At 70.0% G+C, this 20684-nt stretch carries 22 protein-coding genes and 2 pseudogenes; 8 read left to right on the top strand and 16 right to left on the bottom strand.

Features of this window, described 5'->3' with window-relative positions:
* Positions 1-45 precede the first annotated feature (45 nt).
* The gene (locus ACQEVZ_RS02030) at positions 46-1041 is read left to right on the top strand and encodes a hypothetical protein (RefSeq protein ID WP_433360444.1); all 996 of its coding nucleotides are present in this window, start codon (positions 46-48) and stop codon (positions 1039-1041) included.
* 278 nt (positions 1042-1319) lie between these two features.
* On the opposite strand, the pseudogene ACQEVZ_RS02025 reads toward ACQEVZ_RS02030, so the two are convergent.
* From ACQEVZ_RS02025 to ACQEVZ_RS02005, 5 genes and pseudogenes are all read right to left on the bottom strand, one after another.
* Positions 1320-2022: pseudogene (locus ACQEVZ_RS02025) on the bottom strand (IS6 family transposase).
* Positions 2023-2048: 26 nt separating this feature from the next.
* Positions 2049-2285 carry a hypothetical protein gene (locus ACQEVZ_RS02020; RefSeq protein ID WP_433360441.1) on the bottom strand — a complete coding sequence of 79 codons (237 nt, stop codon included), beginning with the start codon at positions 2283-2285 and terminating at the stop codon, positions 2049-2051.
* Positions 2286-2380: 95 nt separating this feature from the next.
* Entirely contained in the window at positions 2381-2728 is a 348-nt protein-coding gene (locus tag ACQEVZ_RS02015) for a VOC family protein (RefSeq protein ID WP_433360438.1), read from the bottom strand.
* Between the two features lie 516 nt (positions 2729-3244).
* Positions 3245-3637, bottom strand: coding sequence for a peptidase inhibitor family I36 protein (locus ACQEVZ_RS02010; RefSeq protein ID WP_433360435.1), 393 nt, complete (start codon positions 3635-3637; stop codon positions 3245-3247).
* Between the two features lie 42 nt (positions 3638-3679).
* The gene (locus ACQEVZ_RS02005; RefSeq protein WP_433360432.1) at positions 3680-4609 is read right to left on the bottom strand and encodes a hypothetical protein; all 930 of its coding nucleotides are present in this window, start codon (positions 4607-4609) and stop codon (positions 3680-3682) included.
* Positions 4610-4665: 56 nt separating this feature from the next.
* On the opposite strand from ACQEVZ_RS02005, the gene ACQEVZ_RS02000 reads away from it, so the two are divergent.
* From ACQEVZ_RS02000 to ACQEVZ_RS01990, 3 genes and pseudogenes are all read left to right on the top strand, one after another.
* Entirely contained in the window at positions 4666-6363 is a 1698-nt protein-coding gene (locus ACQEVZ_RS02000) for a PLP-dependent aminotransferase family protein (protein ID WP_433360429.1), read from the top strand.
* Positions 6364-6533: 170 nt separating this feature from the next.
* Entirely contained in the window at positions 6534-7034 is a 501-nt protein-coding gene (locus ACQEVZ_RS01995; protein WP_433360426.1) for a group II intron maturase-specific domain-containing protein, read from the top strand.
* 112 nt (positions 7035-7146) lie between these two features.
* Positions 7147-7465, top strand: a pseudogene (locus ACQEVZ_RS01990) (DDE-type integrase/transposase/recombinase); the annotation flags it as partial.
* Positions 7466-7856: 391 nt separating this feature from the next.
* On the opposite strand, the gene ACQEVZ_RS01985 reads toward ACQEVZ_RS01990, so the two are convergent.
* On the bottom strand, positions 7857-8213 hold the full coding sequence (locus ACQEVZ_RS01985; RefSeq protein WP_433360423.1) for a recombinase family protein: 357 nt from the start codon (positions 8211-8213) through the stop codon (positions 7857-7859).
* A 381-nt stretch (positions 8214-8594) separates the two neighbouring features.
* Between ACQEVZ_RS01985 and ACQEVZ_RS01980 the strand changes: the two genes are divergently transcribed.
* Positions 8595-8765, top strand: coding sequence for a hypothetical protein (locus tag ACQEVZ_RS01980; RefSeq protein ID WP_433360420.1), 171 nt, complete (start codon positions 8595-8597; stop codon positions 8763-8765).
* Positions 8766-8806: 41 nt separating this feature from the next.
* Here the strand turns inward: ACQEVZ_RS01980 and ACQEVZ_RS01975 are convergent, their stop codons facing one another.
* Together ACQEVZ_RS01975 and ACQEVZ_RS01970 are read right to left on the bottom strand one after the other, a co-directional pair.
* Positions 8807-9559, bottom strand: a complete 753-nt coding sequence (locus ACQEVZ_RS01975) for a response regulator transcription factor (protein WP_433360413.1) — start codon at positions 9557-9559, stop codon at positions 8807-8809.
* Entirely contained in the window at positions 9556-10704 is a 1149-nt protein-coding gene (locus tag ACQEVZ_RS01970; RefSeq protein WP_433360410.1) for a sensor histidine kinase, read from the bottom strand. The genes ACQEVZ_RS01975 and ACQEVZ_RS01970 overlap by 4 nt, the downstream gene beginning before the upstream one ends.
* 193 nt (positions 10705-10897) lie before the next feature.
* Here ACQEVZ_RS01970 and ACQEVZ_RS01965 point away from each other — a divergent pair, with 193 nt between their 5' ends.
* Positions 10898-11422 (top strand): DUF1772 domain-containing protein, encoded by a 525-nt coding sequence (locus tag ACQEVZ_RS01965; RefSeq protein WP_433360407.1) that lies wholly within the window; start codon positions 10898-10900, stop codon positions 11420-11422.
* Positions 11419-11889, top strand: a complete 471-nt coding sequence (locus ACQEVZ_RS01960) for a hypothetical protein (RefSeq protein ID WP_363405347.1) — start codon at positions 11419-11421, stop codon at positions 11887-11889. Before ACQEVZ_RS01965 ends, ACQEVZ_RS01960 begins: the two co-directional genes overlap by 4 nt.
* Before the next feature lie 203 nt (positions 11890-12092).
* Here ACQEVZ_RS01960 and ACQEVZ_RS01955 read toward each other — a convergent pair whose 3' ends face one another.
* The 6 genes from ACQEVZ_RS01955 to ACQEVZ_RS01930 all read right to left on the bottom strand — a co-directional run bounded on the left by ACQEVZ_RS01955 (position 12093) and on the right by ACQEVZ_RS01930 (position 17473).
* Positions 12093-12833 (bottom strand): hypothetical protein, encoded by a 741-nt coding sequence (locus tag ACQEVZ_RS01955; protein WP_433360404.1) that lies wholly within the window; start codon positions 12831-12833, stop codon positions 12093-12095.
* Positions 12778-13221: a hypothetical protein gene (locus ACQEVZ_RS01950; RefSeq protein WP_433360401.1), complete on the bottom strand. Its 444-nt coding sequence runs from the start codon at positions 13219-13221 to the stop codon at positions 12778-12780. The genes ACQEVZ_RS01955 and ACQEVZ_RS01950 overlap by 56 nt, the downstream gene beginning before the upstream one ends.
* 278 nt (positions 13222-13499) lie before the next feature.
* The gene (locus tag ACQEVZ_RS01945) at positions 13500-14441 is read right to left on the bottom strand and encodes a GNAT family N-acetyltransferase (RefSeq protein WP_433360398.1); all 942 of its coding nucleotides are present in this window, start codon (positions 14439-14441) and stop codon (positions 13500-13502) included.
* 2 nt (positions 14442-14443) lie between these two features.
* Complete coding sequence (locus ACQEVZ_RS01940; RefSeq protein WP_433360395.1) at positions 14444-15457, bottom strand: hydroxyacid dehydrogenase; 1014 nt, start codon at positions 15455-15457, stop codon at positions 14444-14446.
* A complete protein-coding gene (locus ACQEVZ_RS01935) occupies positions 15441-16448 on the bottom strand; it encodes a dihydrodipicolinate synthase family protein (RefSeq protein WP_433360392.1) in 1008 nt (335 codons plus the stop codon). The genes ACQEVZ_RS01940 and ACQEVZ_RS01935 overlap by 17 nt, the downstream gene beginning before the upstream one ends.
* 2 nt (positions 16449-16450) lie before the next feature.
* Entirely contained in the window at positions 16451-17473 is a 1023-nt protein-coding gene (locus tag ACQEVZ_RS01930; protein ID WP_433360389.1) for an NAD-dependent epimerase/dehydratase family protein, read from the bottom strand.
* A 164-nt stretch (positions 17474-17637) separates the two neighbouring features.
* On the opposite strand from ACQEVZ_RS01930, the gene ACQEVZ_RS01925 reads away from it, so the two are divergent.
* Positions 17638-18870, top strand: a complete 1233-nt coding sequence (locus ACQEVZ_RS01925; RefSeq protein WP_433360386.1) for an RNA-guided endonuclease InsQ/TnpB family protein — start codon at positions 17638-17640, stop codon at positions 18868-18870.
* Here the strand turns inward: ACQEVZ_RS01925 and ACQEVZ_RS01920 are convergent.
* Both ACQEVZ_RS01920 and ACQEVZ_RS01915 read right to left on the bottom strand, forming a co-directional pair.
* The gene (locus ACQEVZ_RS01920) at positions 18860-19732 is read right to left on the bottom strand and encodes a carbohydrate ABC transporter permease (RefSeq protein ID WP_354903160.1); all 873 of its coding nucleotides are present in this window, start codon (positions 19730-19732) and stop codon (positions 18860-18862) included. The genes ACQEVZ_RS01925 and ACQEVZ_RS01920 overlap by 11 nt on opposite strands.
* Positions 19729-20649: a carbohydrate ABC transporter permease gene (locus ACQEVZ_RS01915; RefSeq protein ID WP_433360382.1), complete on the bottom strand. Its 921-nt coding sequence runs from the start codon at positions 20647-20649 to the stop codon at positions 19729-19731. The genes ACQEVZ_RS01920 and ACQEVZ_RS01915 overlap by 4 nt, the downstream gene beginning before the upstream one ends.
* Between the last annotated feature and the right edge of the window lie 35 nt (positions 20650-20684).

Raw genomic sequence — 20684 nt, 5'->3', positions numbered from 1 at the left:
GCCGCGAGACTCATCGATCAATCGATCGATTTGACGGAGGTGACCATGAGCGTCCCCATGGATCGCCGGCAGGTGCTTCGCGGCGCGGTACTGCTCGGCGGAGCGGCCGCCGCCGGTAGTCTCGGCGCCGCGACGGGTGCCGCCCCGGCCTTCGCGGCACCGGCCGGGTTCCCAAGCTACCGGCACATCGGCACGCCGTTCACCAAGGCGAACCTGCGCTACAACCCGACCAACGAGCTGATCTTCCCCTGCATCCGCGGGGTCTCCGACAAGGTCAGCACCGCGCTCGCGCGCTACTACCTGTACTACGCGCCGCACGACGCACCGGGCGGCATCTGCCTTGCCTACGGCAACTCACTCGGGGGCCAGTTCACGGAGTACCCGAACAACCCGATCATCGCCAACGTCTGGTCGCCGCACTACAGCGTGAGCCACGTGTCCTCGCCCCACGTGATCTGGGACGCCACCACACGCCAGTTCTACCTGTACTTCCATGGCGAGAACACGACGACCCGGATGGCCTGGTCCAACGACGGCATCCACTTCAACTATTACGGCCGGGTTCTGCACACCGGCGTCATCCCCGGCTCGACGGAGACGTCATACGCCCGCGTCTTCGAGCACAGCGTTGCAGGGCTAGGCAACAGGTACATCATGCTGTTCATGGGCGTCACGAACGGTACGCGGAAGATCTTCTGGGGCTGGTCATCGACGGGCAAGACGTTCCAGTTCGACCCGACCCCGCTGGTCAACCCGGGTCCGGACGGGCAGGTCGACATCGCGGCGCCGACATTCGTGACCCGCAACGGCACCGCCTACGTCATCTACCACGGCAACGGCGGCAACATGTTCATCACCGAGGTCGGCCCGAACCTCGACCGCGAGATCCATCTCGGCGTCTTCCACTACGCGATGACCGGCGCCCCCGACAACGGGCGCAGCGCCGCCGCCTCGTTCGGCAGCCAGGACGGCGTGCAGTACATGTTTTACGAGGCCGGTCAGCGGCTGCACTCGACGATCGCCGTCGCCCGCGCCCTCTGATCCTGAATCCACCGGTGATGTGACCGGTCTGGTGTGTCGAAGTGCTCCCTGAGCCAGGCGGACCAAAGTCCGCCTGGCTCAAAGGGAGCTCATCCACCTGACTGACCGTGCATTGGTGTCCGAGGTGGCTGTGTCAGGTAGGGGTAGCGGTAGTCGGTCGGAGGGACGAACGTCTCTTTGATCGATCGGGGGCTGGCCCACCTGAGCAGGTTGACCGGCGCCGTTGCGTTGTGGGACCGGCGGACATGTTGAAACCCGTGCCAGGGGTGGTTCAGCGGTCAGATCGCTTGGGCGAGTTCGGTGAACGCAGCGGCGACCCGCGTTGCCGGCGGGGTGTCGACGGCGAGTTCGTAGTGACCGCGCCGAAGGTTCTGCATGAAGGCATGTCCAGCGATGATCACCTGTGCGGTCTTGTCCGTTCGTAGCCCGCGCATCGGTCTCAGCCGGTGCTTGAGGCTACTGTGATCAGCCTCGATCGGATTGTTGGCGTACCGCTCGACGTGATGCCACGCCGACGGGATCAGCTCGTCGAGCACGCCGGGGTAGACCGCGGCGGCGTCGGTGATGACCTCCCTGGGTGTCACCTTCAACATCGACAGCGCCCGTCGGAAGAACCGCCGAGCGGCTTCGGCGTCGCGGCGGGCCGAGACCGGCACGTCGATGACCTGCCCGTACTGGTCGACGGCGCGATACACGTACCGCCAGATTCCGTTGACCTTTACATTCGTCTCATCGACGTGCCACCTGTCGCCTGGCGAGTGCCGGCAGAACCGGGCAGCGTCGGCCAGCAGCGTCGGCCAGCAGCGGCGTGAACCGCTGGACCCACCGGTACACCGTGACGTGATCAACCTCCACGCCGCGCTCGACCAGCAACTCCTCAACGTCCCGATAGGACAGATTGAACCGCAGATACCAGCGCACGGCGACGACGATGACCCCGGCCGGGAACCGGAACCCGGCGAACGCCGACTTCGCAGGCAGCCACGGATCAGGCCGGGTCGATGACTTCACTGCTTAAGTCTGCATCGATCTTGCCGACGCTCAAAGCAACGGTGCCGTCTGTCGAATTGGCGCTGCAGGATGGCGAGTTGGTGGCGCAGTGCAAGGATCTCAACATTGTCGTCCGCATCGCTCATCGGTAGCAGCCGGATGGAGGCGAACACGTTCGTGAGCGCCAGGTAGGGCGGTCGCAGCAGCAGGATGGATCGTCCTTGTGTACCCCGTGTCTCGGCCTGCAACTGCATCTGAGAAACGGCAGGTCACTGCCCATCGATAGAGTTTCGGCACCCACAGGGGTAGACTGGTCGAGGTCGCCACGCGCGCAGCGCGGGGCCGGGCATCATCCGGTCGTTGAGACCTCTCCGCCGATTCCGATCTCGTTGCCGTCGCTGTCGTGGAAGACGTACTTCCAGGCCGAGTCGTGCTTCTCGACGTTCACCGGCTCCAGCCCCCGTCCGGAGATCCTCGCAACCTCGGCGACCGGGTCGTCGACCCAAATCATGCAGACAGCTCCGCCGGCCCGGTCGGGATCCTGGATGATGTACACGTACCGATCATCGGCCAGCTGCCAGACAGCCTCGATGTCGTTCGGATAGAAGGCCGGTTCAGCACCGAGTAGCCGCTTGTACCACTGCAGGGCGCTGTCGAAGTCGCGCACCGGGATGCCCGCAAATACTCCTACTGCCATGTCTGTCTCCTCGGTCGATGTCGAGTCCCTGACCGGTGCTCGCCCCTGAGGAACGGACCGGACCCGGTGGCGAATTCTCACGGGGCTCGACCCGATCGCCTTCCGACGCGGGTCGCGCGCCCAGGTTGTCCCTGGCGGTGGCGGTGTGCGCGGTGCTGGCTGACGCGGTCACGTTCGCCGCGATCGCGGATCGGCGCACGGGTCTGGGCGGGACTTTCGGATACTACAAGGCCACCTTCTCACGGTCACCCGCAGCCATTCGTTGCAGCACGGTTGTCCGGTTTCTCGGTCCTTGATGGCCGGCGCTGCGACCTCCGGTGCGAGCTGGCTCAGCTTCGTCGAACATTCGTGTGGCCGACGACTGTCGACTCGTCCGCCGCTCGATCGCTGCCATCGAACCCGAGGTCCGGGCGTGGATCCGCAAACCGTACACCGATCCACGCCCGCACATCTGGGTCTTGCACCGCGACGAGGTCCCTCAGTGCCTCCTCGTCTACTGCGGGGTCGATGCATTCGCTAGCCGCAGGAGTGGACCCAGGTGTGGGAGTCGTAGTCGTTGTCGTTCATGAACGTATCGACGAACTCCATGGGTTCGATGCAGATGCCTCTGCGTCCGTAGTTGATGTCCAGGAAGGTCTGCACGTTGTCGGGCACAGTGGTGCTGGACTCGGTGTGGTTGTACAGGGATTCGGCGTCATTGCTCATCCCTCGGTGGACGCCCCAGTTCACGTCGTTGACGCCTTGGTTCCACCTGACGCGGCGCCCTTCGTAGTTGTCGTCGCTCCAGGCGCAGAAGTTGTTCGGTTCGAAGCAGTCGTTGCGGTGGGCGAGGGCGGCGGGCGGAGCCACCACCACGGCGATCGCGATCGCGGGCAGGGTGACCACCAAGGCCTTCAGTGCCTTGACCATGTTCAGGTCCTTTCGCGTTGTTCCTCTGATGCATTGGCTGGGCTACGACGTGGCCAGGATCTGCCTGGCCCGGGGAACCGCTCGCTGCTCGAAGGATTCGAGCGTCTCCCGTTCGTGGGCGAACCTCCTTTCGGTCTGCGGGCGGTAGGTCTGCTCCAGGAGACGGATGGTCTGGGACAGCGGTGTGGAGCTGGCGCAGCCGGCTTCGGTCGCTGCCGCGGTGATCTCGGCGGCGTGGGTCTGTCCGTCGGGCTGATCGGATGCTTGAACGGCGAGCAGAGCGCGGAGTTCGTGCGGGGTGTCGGCACGGTATCCGTGGTCGCGGACACACACCGACCAGGCAGCGAGCGCGCTGTGGTACCGCGAGTCGTTGACGACCTGGTTGCTGACGTAGACGTCGAGATGATCGACGACCCGCCGCGCCTGATACCAGCCGGCGAGATCGCGGTAGAGGGAGCGACGCGCCTCGGCGGTGCAGCCGTTGTCTGGTGCGGAGACCCGGCCGAGGTCAGGGATGATCGCGGTGAGTCCGCGGCCAGAGCCCGTGAGGGCCTGCTGCCGGGCCTGCCGCTGCTGCGGTGTCAGCCCTTGGACGTTGGCGTGATTTGCGTCGCGTTCCGATGTGTCCGCGCCGGCCGAGCTGTTGCCGAATCCGTGCTCGCGCGCCCAGACGAGATCGTCGATGACGTAGGGAAACTGACGTGTGGCTGGTGAGGGCGGCGGCTGCTCGGTGTAGGCGAACCCGTTGCGTTGCATGCATTGTCTGATCAGGCGTTGTTCGGCGCGGCGGAGCAGCTCCTTCTCGGATACGGTGGCAGGTAAGCCGGCGGAGTGTGATGGCGGCGGTTCGGCACCGGCCATGCCCTGCGGATCCTGCGCGAGCGCCCACCACACCGCGCCGCCGGAGATGGTGGTGCCGATGCCGGCCAAGGCGGCGATCAGCAGCCGGTGACGGACTGCGTGTGCTGGCATAGCTCCGTCCCTTCCCCTCTCACTCTGCGCTGGACGGGTCGCGTGGACTGTGGACCATGTACCTGCCCACGCACGGCCGGGGTCACACGCGGACGCGACCACGAGGGCAATGCCGGGCCCGCTCGGCAGCACGGCTCCGGGGACGCTGGGGCAGGATCGCAAAGGCGGCGCAGTTGGGTGAAAGCAGCTGCCATCGCCATTCCCTCCAATTCGTGCCAACCCGGTCCAGATGGCCTGACGTTACGGTGGACGATGGCCTCCATGGCAGGTCCAAACGCGGCGCCTTCGACCCGACCAAGTTGGGAGTCCTCGTGGAGTTGTTCATCGATCCAGATGACGCCCGGTCCGTGACCGTCCAGCTGTACGAACAGGTCCGCGACGCGATCCTGGACGGCAGGCTCACTCCGGGCGACCAGCTGCTGCCGACCCGTTCCGTCGCCGCCGAGCTCGGACTGGCCCGTTCCACGGTCACCGATGCCTACGGCCGGCTCACCGGCGAGGGTTATGTCGAAGGCCGGGCCGGCGGTGGCAGCATCGTCGCCGGTGGGCTCGGCCCATGCACGGGCTCTCCATCACCAGGTGCGCTGGTCCCCACACGGCGCGCTGAATCGCTGCGGCCCTTCGACCCAGAGCCGGAAACCGAGGCTCGTTTCGACCTGCGAACCGGCCGGGTCGACCTGAACCTGTTCCCCGCTGCCGCGTGGCGGCGAAGCCTGCTGGCCGGGCTCCGGCAGCCCCCGGCACAGTACGGCGACCCCGCCGGCACCACCGACCTGCGCACCGCACTGTCGCACTGGTTGGCGACCTCCCGTGGCATCACGGTCCACCCAGCACAGATCGTGGTGACCTCCGGCGCCGCGCACGCAGTCGACCTCGTGGCGAGGGTCCTGCTCGAACCCGGTGACGTCGTCGGTATGGAAGAACCCGGATACCCGCCGGTGCACAGCCTGCTGCGCGCACAGGGCGCCGAGGTGGTCGGGGTACCGGTCGACGAGCACGGCATCGTGGTCGATGCGATCCCACCCGCCGCACGCCTGATCTACGTCAGCCCCTCCCACCAGTACCCACTCGGTGTCGTCCTGGACCGCCGCCGCCGGCTGGAACTGCTGCGATGGGCCAGCCGCACCGGTGCCGCCATCATCGAAGACGACTACGACAGCGAATTCCGCCACACCTCCCGCCCACTCGAACCCCTGCACCGCCTGGACCGCGACGGGCGAGTGATCTACGTCGGCACGTTCAGCAAGACCCTCACCCCCGCGCTGCGGATCGGATTCCTGACGGCGCCCTCCACCCTCATCCAGGCCATCACCACAACCCGCCAGGCCGTAGACTGGAGCCCACCAGAGACCACCCAGCACGCCATGACCCACTTCATCAACAACGGCCACCTCGGCCGTCATCTGCGCCGAGCCCGCACCGTCTACACCCAGCGATACACCCGGATCCACCAGCAACTGCGTCAGCACCTCCCGACCGGGTACCAACCCGTGCAAGCCCACGCCGGCCTGCACCTGGCCGTCCGCGGCCCGGACACCCCCGCCGACGCAGACCTGTTTCCCCGGGCCGCCGCCATCGGCCTCCTCATCAGCTCGCTGCGCCGCACCTACCACCACACTCCCAACCCCACGGCCGGGTTCCTCATCGGCTTCGGCGCCCTGCCCACCCCGATGGTCACCGCTGCCATCGATGCTCTGACCACCACCCTCGAAACGCGACGCCAACCACCTCGCCAACGAAATCGACACCGATGACGCATTCGATGCCGGCCCGGCGATGCCGCCTTCCAGGACACGCTCACGCTCCGAGACCTTAGGCTCGATCCACCGATGACCTTGGGTTCGGTGGCCAGCATGCAACAATCGCACCTACGAGCTGCCCTCTCGAGCAGGATGACGGAAGCCTAGAAGCGATCGCGGAGCGCATGCAACAGGTGGGCCTGCGGCTGCACCCGGACAAAACCCGGATCGTCTACTGCCAGGACAGCAACCGGCGAGGCTCGTACGGGCACACATCGTTTACGTTCCTGGGCTTCACGTTTCGGCAACGAGGAGCACGTAATCGGCGGGGCCAGACCTTCAGTGGGTTCCTGCCAGCGCGCAGCGACGCAGCCCAGAAGAAGATGAACGCGACGGTGCGATCGTGGAAGCTGCACTACAAGACGACCCTGACGCTCGACGACCTCGCACGGTGGATCAACCCGATCGTGCGAGGTTGGATGCAGTACTACGGAGCGTTCTACCGCTCCAAACTGCACCCGCTGCTGGAGCGCATCAACGCCTACCTGATGCGGTTCCTCCGTCGCAAGCTCAAACGGTTGCGGAGCAAGAAGAAGGCCCTCCAGTACTGGAGAAGGACCGTCGCCAGACGGCGGGGACTGTTCGCGCACTGGGCATGGGTCACCTCGCTCACGACGGCCTGGTGATCAGGGTGACAGGAGCCCGGTGAGCCGAGAGGTTCACGCCGGGATCTGTGGGAGCCGGAGGGCGAGACTCCCTCCGGCCACCCGACATGGCATTTCCCATACCCTCGACACCATCACATCTCGATGCCCATCGGTCGGTTCCCCACCGGAAGTGATCGTGGTCGCGGTCCGCTGGTATCTGCGCTACGAGGTCTCCTGCCGCGACGTGGAGGAGCTACTGGTCGAGCGCGGCGTCAAGGTCGACCATGTGACCGTCTACCGGTGGGTGCAGCGGTTCGCGCCGCTGCTGGCCGTCGCCGCCCGGTTCGCCCGCCACGCACCGGGCGACAGGTGGTTCGTCGACGAGAACGTACGTCAGGGTGAACGGGGTCTGGCGGTACGTGTACCGGCGGACGGTCGACCAGTTTGGTCAGGTCATCAACGTGTTATCCGGCTCTGCCGCCCGTGTATCTCCGGGATGGCAGTAACACGACCGGCGCGGTGCGATCAAGCCGATGACCTGATCTGGCTGCGTCTTCGTTCGCCTGAACGCGGCATCCGCCAGTTGGGGGGCGGTGGGCCACTTCCTCGGCTCCTGACGTCGCGCAGCTGGCGTATCCGCGCTGCCCGGCCGGCTGTTTCGACTGCCACAATAGACGCACGCGGCCCCTCTCCGGGTTGGCGGGCCTCAGGGGCGGTTCCGGACCGGCCAAGCAGCGCGTTCTTGTTCCGCCAGATGATGTAGCGGAGGATCATGCTGCCCTGCTGCGGGTGGCTGGCGTGGTCGGTGCCGTCCAGTGTGAAGTAGCGCAGGGCGGTGACCTGGGCCTCGATGCGGTTGAGTCAGGTGCTGTTGGTGGGTGTGTAGGCGAACTCGGCGTTGTTGGCCGCGGCCCAGTCGCCGACCCCGACCCGGCCCATCGTCACCTCGGTGACCAGCCTCGCAAACCCTGGCCGGGCCTCGGCCACCGCCGCGCTCCACCCCAGATCGTCATCGATCACCACGATCCGGGACCGGGCCCAGCCCAACGCCGCAGCCCGCTCGACAAGGGCGTACTGCAGCCGGGTCGACTCGGCGTGCTCAAGCACCTGCTGCTTGGTCGACTGCCGCACATACACCACTGCCGCCCGGTCCCGATGCTCCGGTCGGATCTTCTCCTCGGCCCGCCCCCACGGCCGACGTGTTGTCGTGTTGTTCACCGCGATCGCCTCCGGCTACCGCTCCCGCGGCCCGCGCCACCAGCACCGCCAGCTGACCGGCCGCGGTCCGCCGCCGGTCGACCGACAGCATCGCCCATACCCTCGACTGGGGGGTTCGCAACTGCCGACGGACACCTGGACCCACCCCCTGCCTCACTCGCCGGGGGCCGCAACCGGTCGATCAGATCAACCAGCCGCAACAACGCATCACAACCAATTATCGGTCGAGGATCAGGCAAGCCGCCAACTTGAGGGGCATCATCGGTGGCGTACTGAGGAATCGTTCCAGGCCGGCAAGAGCCAGGTCGGCCTGGACCAGCACCAGGTCCGCCGCTGGAACTCCTGGCACCCGTTCACCACCCTGGCCTGGCCGCCCTCGCCGTGCTGACGATCTGCGCCGCCGACGCCGCCACCCACACACCCGCTACCGATCTGATCGACCTCACCGTCAACGAGATCCGCCGCCTGCTCAACGCGTTGGCCATCCACCCGACCCGCGACCTCGCCCACCGTCTGCGCTGGTCACAATGGCGACGTCGACACCAAGCCTGAGCCCGACGAGCCCACTACGCACGACGACTCAGTGCCGACCTTCAGCCATGATCCCGATCGGCGGCTGCCGTACTAGGACCTTTCGTCCTTTGTGGAGGACGATCGATTCTCTCTTGGGCCGTGAGGCGTGGTGAGCAGCTTCCGGGGGTGACGAGTCCGGTTTCGTAGGCGATGACGACGAGCTGGGCGCGGTCGCGGGCGTCCAGCTTAGTCAGCAGGCGGCTCACGTAGGTGCGGGCGGTGTCCGGGCTGAGGTGCAGCGCGGCGCCGATCTCCGCGTTGGACCGTCCGGTGCCGACCTGTGCGAGGACGTCGCGTTCGCGGTCGGTGAGCCCGGCGAGCCGCCGGAGGTCCGGCACGGGGGAGCGGGCCGCGGCGGCCAGGACGCGCCGGGTGACGGCGGGGGAGAGCAGCGCGTCGCCGCCGGCCACGGTGCGCACGGCGGCCCGCAGGGCGTCGGGCGGGGTGTCCTTGAGCAGGAAGCCGGCCGCGCCGGCCCGGATGGCCTCGAAGAGGTACTCGTCGTCGTCGAAGGTGGTCAGCATGACGACCTGGACGTCGGTGAGGCCCGGGTCGGCCAGTATGCGGCGGGTGGCCTCGATGCCGTCCGTGCCGGGCATGCGGACGTCCATGAGCACCACGTCCGGTCGCGCGGCGCGCACGATGTGCAGACCCGCGGCGCCGTCACCGGCCTCGCCGACGACGGTGATGTCCGGTGCGCGGTCGAGCAGCGCGCGCAGCCCGGCGCGGACGAGGTGTTGGTCGTCGACGATGACGACCTGGATGTCCGTCATGCGCCGCTCCCGGCCAGCGGCAGGCGTGCGTGGACCCGGAACCCGCCGCGCTCGCCGTTGCCGGCCTCGACGGTGCCGCCGAGCAGGCAGACCCGCTCGACCATGCCCCGCAGTCCATGGCCGTTGCCGTCCAGCGGTGCGCCGGGCGGTGCGCCGTGGCCGTCGTCGACGACCTCGAGCGACAGCCCGGGTCCTGTCGCCCGCACCGTGACATGCACCTGGCTGGCGTGTGCGTGGCGCAGGGTGTTGGTGAGCGCCTCCTGGACGATTCGGTAGGCGGTCGTGCCCACGACGGCGGGCAGCGCATCGACCCGGCCGGTAACGGTCAGCTCGACGGGCAGGCCGGCGCGGCGCACCCCGTCGACGAGGGTGTGCAGTTGGTCGAAGCCTGGTGCGGGTTCGCGGGTACCGGAGTCGCGGCGCAGGGTGTGCAGGGTGGCGCGCAGCTCACCCATCGCGCTGCCACCGGCCGAGCTGATCGCGGCGAGCGCAGTCCTGGCCTGGTCCGGTGCGTTGTCGGCGAGAGCCTCCTGCGCCACCGCCGACTGCAGCGTGATGACCGACATCGTGTGGCCGAGGGTGTCGTGCACCTCCCTGGCGATCCGCAGCCGCTCCGCCTCGACCTGCCGGGCGGTCTCCCGGCGGCGGTCCTCGACGGCGGCGACCGCCTGCCGGGCCATCTCGGCGCGCAGCGACCTCCTGCTGCGCACGGCGTCGCCGAGGGCGATGACGGCGAGCATCAGCGCGGCCTCGGAGCCGAGGTCGAAGCCCACGACGATCGAGACGGCGTCGCCCTCCGCCAGCCGCATGGCCACCGACAGCGCCAGCAGCCCGCCGCCGACGAGGGTCGCCGGCACCACCCGGCCGCGCCCCGCCGCCGTGTACAGCACGGCGGCGGTCGGCGCCGCCAGGCCGATCGCCGGGAGGTCCAGCCAGTAGTACACGACGATGCCGGCCGCGGTGACCAGCAACGCCGGGACCGGCCACTGCCGGCTGCACAGCAGCAGCCCGCCGAAGCCGACCGCGAAGCCGTAGGCGAGCACCGCCCGGCCGGGCGGCCCGCCGTCGGTGATCACGGCCGCCGCGACCAGGCAGAAGGTGGCGACACCGAGCAACGCGTCGGTGCGGGTGGGTCGGCAACGCACACCAGCAGCGTAAAACGGCATGCCGGGCGGCCGCTGTCGCCGTGGAGCGTCAGGCCCGCGCCGCCGCGTACGTCAGGAAGCGACGCCGGTCCGCTCCCGCAGGCGGCAGACGGCGACGCCGGCGCACCACAGCATGGTGGACGACCACCGGGGACCGCCCGGCAACGGCGCGACGACACAGGAGGACCCGAACGTGTCCCGTACCAAACTGACCTGGATCACACTCGTGGTGCTGGTGTGGACCGCGATGCTGTCGTTCGGTGGCGTGGCCGCCGAGACGGTGATGCTCTACCCGAACATCTTCGGCGACGCCCCGGCGTCGCTGGAACGGGCCCGCGAGTTCATGGTCGCGGGCGGCCCGAGCGACTACTTCCCGCCGCTGGGCGCCACAGTGGTGCTCAGCAGCCTCGCCGCGGTGCTGCTCACCTGGCGCGACCCGCGGTTGCGGTGGTGGATCGCCGGCGCGGCCGGGGCCTTCATCGCCTGCGAGTTCCTGTTCTCCGCGGTGTTTTTCTGGCCCCGCAACGAGATCATGTTCGTCGACCCGGTCGGTACCCACCCCCCGCAGTACCTGCGGCAGGTAGCCGACGAGTTCGTCGCCGGGCACCGGGTCCGTCTCGCCGGCGGCGCGGTCACCGCCGTGCTCGCCTTCACCGCGCTGCTGCGCTTCGCCCGCGACACGGCTCGCGCGAGCGTCGCCGCGGAGGCCGCGCGATGAGCCGGCCGCGCCGGATGCTCGGGTTCTCCTGGCCGGTGCTGGTCGGCCTGGCCGCACTGGCCGCGCCCCGGCTCGTGCTGCACGACCTCGGCGTCGTCGAGGAGGGCAGCCTCGTCAACGGACTGCTGGTCTTCCTCCCCCCGCTGTGCTGGATCGCAGCGGTGCTGTGGCAGCGGCCGCCGCGCCCGTTCGTGACCGTCCTGGTCATCGGCGCGCTCTACGGCGTGTTCCTCGCCGCCGGCCATCAACTGCTGTGGGACACCGCCTTCGACGGGGTCACCCCGACCCTCGGCGGGAACCTCGCCGACGTGGACCCCACGGTGCAGCGCGGCGTCGTGCGCGGCGCCGCGGCGGTGTCCAGCCTCGTCACCGGGACGATCGTCGGCGCGGTCACCGGCGCCGTCGCGGCGCTGCTGTGCCGGGTCGTGGCGGCCCGCCCGGAACGACCCGACGAAGCCGACAGATAGGAAGCCGGCTCCGGCGACGCAGGCCCTGCTTCGCCACCGAAGCTCGGTCGTCGCTCACCGCGGGCTCTGCACGGCTTCCTCGGCTGAGCCCGACCGCGGCGTCCGGACCGGCGCCGGACGAGGGTGGGCCCGGCCGGGGCCGGACTCACCCGAGGGGGAACGGGTTTACACGCGGGCGGCGCGCTCCGCGATGCGCAGTGCGGTCACCACGGCCTCGACGTCGGGGATGCCCTCGGTGTAGGCGCCGGCGGCGAGCCGCTGCGAGTGCAGCGTGTACTGAGCGGCGAGCTGCGCGGCGCGCTGCTTGCCAGGTAGTGCAGGCAGTTGCCCATCATGTCGCCGGGCGCGCCCGGGGTGCTCGACGTGATGCAGTCCGCGACGTAGGAGCTGCTCTGGTTGTACGACTGCGGGTTGACGTAGTTCGTCCCGCACGGCGTGCCCAGCGGCGTGTTGCACTGGTTGTAGGCGCTCAGCGCCCGGGTGAACATCTGGGTGATGTGGGCGTCGGCGAGCTGTTCGCCGTAGGGCGCCTGCGGGTGCACGTAGTCGCCGGGCAGGATGTTCTTGCCGAACAGCAGGCCGTGCATCAGGTCGTCGGACTCCAGCGCGGTGGCGAAGCCGAGCTGAGTGTACGTCTGCATCAGCCGCAGCGTCTCGGTCACCTTCTTGTTGGCCTCGGCCAGCGGTGTCGGGCTGCCGAGCGCCACGACCACCTTGTTGTAGAACTCCCGCTGCTTGCCGATGAGCATCGGCCAGGTCTTGTTCTCGGCGGCTGTCCGGGTCGCGGCGTCGTCCACGGTGGACGCGGTCGCCTCGAACGCCGGCTTGTGCACGGCGGCGAAGTCGCGGTTGAGAATGTCCTCGACAGTGTAGAAGTAGCCGCTCGGCTCAGGCGACGTCGTCGACCACGAGCTGATCGTGCCGGCGGACTTGGTGTTGCGCATCGTGCGCGCCTCCTGCGTTGGGCGGCCGCGGGAAGGCCGGTCCGTCGCTGCACCGGCTGATCGAGCCCGGCGAGCTCAGTCGCGGGACCGTGTTGTACTGGTTGGCCGGGGAGCAGAAGTCGTACTGCTCAGCGGTGACCTCCTTGCGGAGATTGCCCAGCTCGTCGGAGACGGTCTGCATGCGGGTGGTGTACTCGTTGACCAGGCCGACGAAGAGCGGGTTGGTCTGCCCGCCGACCGGCTGGCTGAACTGCCGGGCCGACACATTGATGTTCGTCCCGGTGTTCTGGATGCTGATCGACTCCTGCGGGTCGACCCGTTTGGCGTGCGCGAGGTTCTGCAGGACCAGCGCGTTGAACGACCGGGCGCCGAGGCTCCACACGCCCACGTTGGGGGTGTCGCCGACCGGCTGGAACGTGGGGTAGTAGCGCCTCGCCAGCCAGCCCAGGTAGCCGCCACGTCATCCTCGCCACCGCCAGCGACGTCCGCGCCGACACCGTCGTCGCCGATCTCCTGCCGACCCGAGCACGGCAGCGGCTGTCCGCCGGCGCCGGCGCGAGAGGCGAACGCGACTACGACTGGGCCTGGATCGCCATCCAGACATCGGCCCGCGAACAGCTGGCGACTACCCGGCGACCGCCGGGCGATTCCGCCGGTGCCCGAACGTCACAGGTAGTCACCGGGCCAGTGGAACGCCCCCGGGGCGGCGGTCATCGCGGCGAGCAGCTCCGGGGCGGCGTGTAGGGGCCGGAGCATCCCAGTGGTGTCGGTCTCGGTCACCGGGTCGCGCAGCAGCCGGGGCAGCGCCGCGTCGACCGCAGGGTCGGCGGGCAGCCGGGCCGTGCAGCGCTGCACGCCCGCCGCGCGGGCGTGCTCGGCGACGGCGGCGAACAGGGCGCCGAGGGCGTCCTCCCGGCCCGGCCGGCACGCAGCCTCCAGGACTTGTACCTCGCCGGCCGTGCGGCGCAGGACCACGTACCCGCCGAGGCGGCCGCGCCGGTGGGCGACGAGCACCTCGGCCGGCGGCGCGTACCAGACGGGCACCCGGCGGTTCCAGTCGTCGGCGGTCCGGACGGTGGTGAGTGAGCGGTGGGCGTTGAACGCCCGGTGGGCTGCGGCGAGCCTGCTCCATTCGGCCAGCGAGCCGGGACCGATCGTCCAGCCGGAGGACGGTGAGGCCGCTTCGGCGGTGCGACCGGCCGGGGCCGGTGTGCCGGTCGGGTAGCGCAGCGTGAACGGTTCGAAGCCGCTGCCGCGGTAGACGTCCGGGGTACCGGTGAACAGCAGCGACCAGGAACAGCCGTCCGCCGTCATCGCGGCCAAAGCCAGGTCGAGCAGGCGGCGGGCGTGGCCGCGGCCGCGGGCCGCGGGGAGGGTCGCCACGTTCGCGATCCCGCCGACCAGGTGCACAGCGCCGTCGGCGGCGCGCAGCCGACGAGGAAGGTAGTAGACGGCGGCCAGAACCGTCGCCGCGTCCACCGCGACGAACGTGCGGGGGAAGCGCCCCGGGTCGCCGGCCCACAGCGGGAAGACGTCCGTGTCGGGAAAGGCCGTCGACCACAGGGCGCGCAGCGACGGCTCGTCGGCGGGGATGGCCGGGCGGTGCACGGTCAGCCCATGCGGGTGAGCAGCTGCCGGGTCACCGCGTGGGCGAGCGGCCGCCCCGCGGCGTACCGGGCGATCTCTTCCACCACGATCGCGCCCTGACGGCGCCGCCCCTGCACCGTGCCGGCGGCCTGGTGCGGGGTGAGCAGCACGTTCGGCAGCGCCCGCAGCGGGTGCCCGGAGGGTAGCGGCTCGTCGTCGAAGACGTCCAGGGCCGCGTCGATGCGGCCGGTGGACAGCTCGGCGACCAGCGCCGCCTCGTCGACCAACCAGGAGCGGGCCGTGTTTACCAGGCCGGCGCCGTCGGGCAGGAGCGCCAGCTCGCGGGCGCCGAGCAGGTGCCGGGTCTCCGGCAGGACCGGCGCGTGCAGCGCGACGATCCGGCTGCCGGCGAGCACCTCGTCGAGCCCGGCCAGCCGCACACCGAGCGCGGCCGCCTCGGACGCGGAGAGGGTCGGGTCGGCCAGCGTCACCTCGGCGCCCAGGGCGCGCACCAGCGAGACGTAGGCGCGGCCGGTCCGCGACGCGGCGACGACACCGACCGGGCAGCCGAGGATCTCGTCACGCGGCGGCGCCTGCTCGGCGGCGTCCCACGCGGCGCCCGCGTGCAGGGCGTGGTCGAAGCGGGGCAGCCGGTGCAGCAGCGCCAGCGTGAAGGCCAGCGCGACCTCCGCGACCGACCGGGCCATGCCCTGCCCCGCCTGCGTGACGGCGATGCCCCGGTCGAACACCCCGTCGGTGACGAACGGCTTGACCGACGCGCCGGTGTGGGCGACGAGCCGCAGCCGCGGGGCCAGGTCGAGCAGGCCGGCGTCCAGCCGCGGGAAGCCCCACGCGGTGACGAGCACCTCGGCGCGGGGCAGCCACTGCGCCGCCGCGGCGTGGTCGTCCACCAGGACGCAGTCGGCGACCTCGGCCAGCCGGGCGCCGACCTCGGCCGGGAAGAACTGGCCGCGCAGGGCGGGCGGCACCGACACGACGGTCACCGGCAGCCGTGGCGCGTCACCGGAGCCAGGCATCGCGGTGCTCCTCGACGAAGTCGTCGTCCGTCAGCCACGGGTAGGCGGCCGCGACCCGGGTCAGCTCCTCGGCCTGGCCGGCGGAGAGCCCCTCGTCCGGGTCGAGGCACCACACGCCGGCGAGCAGCCCCTGCCGGCGCAGCACCTCGTGGACGCCGGCGATGCAGCCGCGGAAGGCGTTGGCGGCGTCGAACACGGCGGCGTTGGCGTCCGTGACCGCCGCCGCGCGATCCGTCAGCTCGGCGAGCGCGACGGCGTCGCCGTCGCGGGCCGCGCGGACCCGGTCGAACATGGCCACCGCGGCGTGGGTCCAGACCGCCCACTGGCCGAGCAGGCCGCCGCCGAAGCGCCGCCCGGCGAACCGGCCGAGCAGGTCGCCGAGGATGTGGTCGTCGTTGCCGGTGTAGAGGGCGACCTCGGCGCCCCGGTCGGCGGACACGATGCCGCGGACGGCTTCCAGGGTGCGGTACCGGTCGAACGGCGCGAGCTTGACCGCCACGACCGACGGCAGGTCGGCGAACGCCCGCCAGAACGCCGTCGACAGGCGCGGGCCGCCGATGGCCGGCTGGAGGTAGAAGCCGACCACCGGCAGTACCGTGCCCACCGCCCGGGCGCGCTCGAGCAGGGCGGCCTCGTCGGCGCCCGGCACGACCGTCGACAGCAGCACGGCGTCGTAGCCGAGCCCGGCGGCGAGCTCGGCCTCGGCGACCGCCTGTGCCGTGTCGCCGCACGCCCCGGCGATCTTCACCACCGGACGGCCGGCCTCGGCGTCGACCACCTCGGCGGCGAGCGCCAGCACCGGTGCGAGCAGCCCGGCCTGGCGGATCTCGAACTGGGTGGTGTGCACGCCGACGGCGACGCCGCCCGCACCCGCGGCCAGGTAGTAGCGGGTGAGCGCGCGCTGCCGCCGCTCGTCGAGGGCCCGGCCAGCGGTGAGGGCGAGGGGGTGCGCCGGGATGACGGTGCCCGACCGGAGCAGATCAAGGCCCACGGTCAGAACCTCCCGTCGCGGACGGCGAACTTGGTCGGCTTGCCCGAGGTGGGCAGGCCGGCGGCGAGCCAGTCCGCCTGCCAGTCGACGAGGGTGCCGAGCGGCACGTCCGGATAGCCGAACAGTGCGTGGCAGCGTGTGGCGTCGTTGAGCAGCACGGCGGGGACCTCGGTGCCGGTGATGGTCACCGGCCGGCCGAGCCGTTCGCCGAACCTGGCGGCGAGGCGGCGCACCGGGGCGGTCTCCGGGCCGGTCACGTTGAGGGTGAACACGCCGGTGCTGGCGTGGCGCAAGGAGCGCAGGGCGACCTCGTTGGCGTAGCCCTGCCAGACCACGTTGACGTGGCCGGTGGTGACGTCGATCGGCGTGCCGGCGAGGACGGCCTGGCCGACGTCGGCGAGCACCCCGTAGCGCAGGTCGACCGCGTAGTTGAGCCGCAGGACCGTCACCGGGGTGCCCCTCGTGGCGGCGGCGTGGGCGAACACCTGCTCCCGGCCGAGGCAGCTCATCGCGTAGTCGCCGACCGGGCCGGTCGGGTCGTCCTCGACGCAGCCGCCGGAGGCGAGCGGCACGAGCGGGTAGACGTTGCCGGTGGAGAACGCCGCGATCCGGGCGCCGGCGTAGCGGCGGGCGACGGCGGCAGGCAGCACCGCGTTGACGACCCAGGCCAGGTAGGGGGCGGCCGAGGTGCCGAACTTCGCGCCGACCATGAACACCACGTCGGTCGCGTCGGGCAGCTCCCGCAGGTCGCGGTCGCCGAGCAGGTCGAACGGCACCGGTTCGACGCCGTCGGCGGCCAGCGCCGCGGCGGCCTTCTCGTCGGACCAGCGCGACACGGCGTACACCCGGTCGCCGGTGCGCCCGGCCGCGTCGAGGCCGCGGCGGGCCAGGCGGCACAGCGACGGGCCCATCTTGCCGCCGGCGCCGAGGACGACGAGGTCGCCGGCGCCCTCGGCGAGGTCGGCGACGAGCGCCGGCGACGGCCGGGCGAGCCGGTCCTCCAGTTCGGTTTCGCTGCTGAACACGGGTCCCATCGGATTCCTTCTGTGGAAACCCCCGCCTTCAGGCGGGGGAGGAAACGGAATTCTGCGGAGCAGGACAGGAAAAGCTGATTCGCCACCAAGGCGGATCGGCGTCTGCCCGGGTGTCACCGCGAGGCTCACAAATGTCTGGGCTAACGTGTGAGGCAATGTCCAGGACTGTGAAGCGGGCGTTCAAATACCGCTTCTACCCGACCGGCGCGCAGGCCGCTGAGCTGGCGCGGACGTTCGGGTGTGTCCGGAAGGTCTACAACCTTGCGTTGTCCGCCCGCACCGAGGCGTGGACGCTGCGGCAGGAGCGGGTCAACTACAACGCCACCTCGGCGATGCTGACCGCGTGGAAGAAGACCGAGGAACTCGCGTTCCTCAACGACGTCTCGTCCGTGCCGCTGCAACAGGCCCTGCGACACCTGCAAGCCGGGTTCGCGAACTTCTTCGCTGGACGCGCCCGCTACCCCAGCTTCAAGAGCAAGAAGAAGTCCCGGAAATCGGCGGAGTACACCACCAGCGCGTTCCGATTCCGCGACGACAAGCTCACCCTGGCGAAGATGGCCGAGCCGCTGGACATCGTGTGGTCCCGGCCGCTGCCCGAGGGGGTGTCCCCGTCGACGGTGACCGTGTCGCAGGACGCGGCCGGGCGCTGGTTCGTGTCCCTGCTCTGCGACGATGTGATCCCCGACGCTGCGGCGGTGAACGCTGCTGTCGGGATCGACGCCGGCTTGGACAGCCTGCTCACCCTCTCCACCGGGGAGAAGGTTGTGAATCCGCGGTACGAGCGTGCCGACCGGGCGCGGCTGGCCCGCGCGCAGCGGAACCTGGCCCGCAAGGAGCAGGGCTCGAACAACCGGGCGAAGGCCCGGGTCAAAGTCGCCTGCGCCTACGCCCGGATCACCGACCGGCGCCGCGACCATCTGCACAAGGTGAGCACTCGACTCGTTCGTGACAACCAAACGATCGTGATCGAGGACCTGACCGTCCGCAACATGGTCCGCAACCACACGCTGGCCCGAGCCATCTCGGACGCGGCATGGCGGCAGTTCCGCACCATGCTGGAGTACAAGGCCACCTGGTACGGCCGCGAGGTGATCGCGGTCGACCGCTGGTACCCGTCCTCCAAGCTGTGCTCGGCCTGCGGCGCACTGAACGAGAAGATGCCGCTCAACGTGCGGTCGTGGACGTGCCGGTGCGGCGCCACCCACGACCGTGACGTGAACGCGGCACGCAACATTCTGGCCGCCGGGCTGGCGGTGTCTGCCTGTGGAGCTGGTGTAAGACCTCAACGGGAGTCCTCCCGGACGGGGCGGCCGGCGGTGAAGCAGGAACCCCTGGGGCGACCCAGGGAATCCCCTCCCTTTAGGGAGGGGAAGGATGTCAACCTTTGATTCCGGACATCGTGACGCCCTCGGTGAAGTACCGCTGGCCGACGAGGTAGGCGGCGAAGATGGGCACGAACGCGATCACCGAGCCGGCGAGCATGACGTTGAGCGGCACCTGTTCCTGCTGGAGCGAGGCGATGCCGACGGTGAGCGTGCGCATGTCCCCGCTCTGCCCGATGATCAGCGGCCAGAGCAGGTCGTTCCAGTGCCACAGGAAGACGAACACGCCCAGCGTGGCGAGGATCGGCTTGCACAACGGCAACACGATCCGGGTGAACATCCGCCACTCCGACGCACCGTCGATGCGGGCCGCCTCGAACAGCTCATCCGGCAGGCCCTGGATGAACTGGCGCATCAGGAACACGGCCTGGGCGTTGGCGAGGGTGGGCAGGATCAGGCCCCAGTAGGTGTCGACGCCGCCGGCCTTCGCGATGAGGATGAACGTCGGGATGAGCGTCACGTGGTACGGCACCATAACCATCGCCAGGAAGGACCAGAACATCGTCTCCCGGCCGGGGAAGCGTTTCTTCGCGAACGCGTAGCCGGCCATCGCGGCGAGCAGCAGCACCAGCACGACGCTGACGACCGAGTAGATCGCGGTGTTCAGCAGCCAGCGCAGGATGCTCTGGGCCTCCAGGACCTTGCCGTAGGCGCCGGTGTCGATCGGCCACGGCAGCAGGCTGCCCGGGAACTCGACGGCCGCCGCCGGTTTGAGGCTCAGGACCACCATCGCGTAGAAGGGGAACAGCGTGACGACGCTCGCCACGGCCAGCAGCACGGTGCGCAGCACCTTGCCGGCCGGGCCGGGCTGCAGGGCGCGGTAGGCGCGGGGTCGACGGGGCCGACGGGGCGCGGTCGTGACGGTCACTTGTCCCTCCCGAGGGCCAGCCGCTGGATCAGCGCGACGAAGAGCGTGAGCACGAACAACGCGACGCCGATGGCACTCGCGTAGCCGAGGTCGAAGTACTTGAAGCCCTGCTCGTACAGGGCCATGACGAGGGTGTAGCTGGCTCGGGCCGGGCCGCCGCCGGTCATCGCGTAGACGAGGTCAAAGACCTGGAACGAGGCGGTCGTCTCGATCACCAGCAGAAAGAACAGCACCGGGCGCAGCTGCGGCAGGACGATCCAGCGGAACCGCTGCCACGGCCCGGCGCCGTCGGTGAGTGCCGCCTCCTCCTGCTCGCGCGGCAGGTCCTGCAACCGGGCCAGGACGATGAGCATGCCGTAGCCGAAGTGCGACCAGACGCCGACGAGGGCGAGCGCCGGCAGGACCAGCGTGGTGGAGGCGAGCCACGAGTCGTCGGGCAGCCCGAACCAGCCGAGGATCCGCGACCACGGGCCGTCGCTGGAGAAGACCCACGCGAAGATCGTGGCCACGAGCACGAGGCTGGTGACGACCGGCAGGAAGAACACCGAACGGAAGAAGCCGACGCCGCGGAAGCCGCGCCGGACCAGCAGGGCCAGCCCGACCGAGACGGCGACGGTCACCGGCACGTACAGCAGGGTGTAGACGACGGTGACCCGCAGCGCCTGCCAGAACACCGGGTCGTCGGCGAGGCGGCGGGCGTTGTCCAGCCCGGTCCACTCGGCGTCGGCGCCGATGGAGTACTCCATGAACCCGAGCACCAGCCCCGCGATCGCCGGGCCGAACCGGAACACCAGGAACAGCAGGAACGCGGGAAGGACGAAGAGCAGGCCCCACCGGGCCTCGCGCCGGGCCATCACCCGCCGGGTCCGCCGGGCCGGCACCTGTGCTATTTCGGCCACCTGTGCTGTTTCGGCCATCCGCCGTCCTTTCCGTAAGCAAGGGAGCCGGCCCG

This window comes from Dactylosporangium sp. CA-152071 (assembly GCF_050936335.1).
GTDB lineage: Bacteria > Actinomycetota > Actinomycetes > Mycobacteriales > Micromonosporaceae > Dactylosporangium > Dactylosporangium maewongense.
Note: the sequence above shows the minus strand (reverse complement) of the source record. Positions and strands in the feature narration are given on the sequence as shown.